Genomic DNA, 555 nt, shown 5'->3' on the forward strand with positions numbered 1-555 from the left:
ATCGTTCATTATGATTGTAAGCTGGGGACTTAGCTTAGTTGGTAGAGCGCCTGCTTTGCACGCAGGAGGTCAGGAGTTCGACTCTCCTAGTCTCCACCATGAATTACTTAGTAATTCTGAGCTAAAATAGATTATAGAGTTTAGTGAATACAGTCTAGGTTGACTGGTTTATTAATCTCTGTGATTTATCACAGTTTACTACGCACCGACGAGGTGGTAGTTAATCATTAACAGATTAGTAGAATTGAGTCTGAAATAAATTGTTCAAACTCGATTAATTTAACACTAACGATAATACGCAAGTATTTCAGTTAGATGAAGAATTAATCTGAGAACTAGCAAAAACACTGAATCAAGCGTTTTGGTATATGAATTTAGATTGAAGCTGTACGGTGATTAAGTTCACGAAACAACAAGCTGTATGAATTGATGTTTACATTGATTCTGTTGCTACACCCACTTGTAGGTGTAACGACTGTTTGGGGTTGTATAGTCAAGTAATTAAGTGCATGTGGTGGATGCCTTGGCAGTCAGAGGCGATGAAAGACGTGATAG

The 555-nt window shown here is 37.8% G+C and carries 1 tRNA gene; it reads left to right on the forward strand.

Annotation, left to right across the window (positions count from 1 at the left end):
* The first annotated feature begins 23 nt into the window (after positions 1-23).
* Positions 24-99: transfer RNA gene (locus IEV39_RS18385), tRNA-Ala, on the forward strand.
* Positions 100-555: the final 456 nt, after the last annotated feature.

The organism is Acinetobacter courvalinii (genome assembly GCF_014635545.1).
GTDB classification, from domain to species: domain Bacteria; phylum Pseudomonadota; class Gammaproteobacteria; order Pseudomonadales; family Moraxellaceae; genus Acinetobacter; species Acinetobacter courvalinii.